Raw genomic sequence first — 441 nt, forward strand, 5'->3', positions numbered from 1 at the left:
AAGGGAGCGGCGGGGTTGGAGGTGCTGCCGGGCACGCGCCTTGAAAAGTCAAAGCCGTGGCTGGAGCTGAAGCGGAATTACAACGATGGTGAGCCGGCGCAACGTGCCACGTATCTGGTCACGTTTGCCGATGGCAGCTCGCGCAAGGGGCGGCTCGACTCAGGTGGCTTCGCTCATCTGGAGGATGTGCCGCCGGGAGCGGTCGAAGTCGAGTTCGGTGAGGATGCCCGGGATTACCAGCCGCGGCGCGCGGAAGACACGGAGCAACTTGCCAATCCCATGCAGGGGCGCCCGATGGATCCGGAGATCGCCATCGCCCTCTTCAAAGCGGCTGAATCCATTGAAGGAGCAGGCTGATGATGGATTGCACACCAGGGAAGGATCGTGATGAGTGACGGCGCACTGGATTGGGGTTCTACCCCGAAATCACGGACGGTTGTA

At 61.9% G+C, this 441-nt stretch carries 1 protein-coding gene; it reads left to right on the forward strand.

What is annotated here, in order from left to right:
* On the forward strand, positions 1 to 357 hold a 357-nt coding region (locus tag N799_RS14110), incomplete at its 5' end, for a hypothetical protein (RefSeq protein WP_036214047.1).
* Positions 358 to 441: the final 84 nt, after the last annotated feature.

The sequence above is a fragment of the Lysobacter arseniciresistens ZS79 genome (assembly GCF_000768335.1).
Classification (GTDB): domain Bacteria; phylum Pseudomonadota; class Gammaproteobacteria; order Xanthomonadales; family Xanthomonadaceae; genus Novilysobacter; species Novilysobacter arseniciresistens.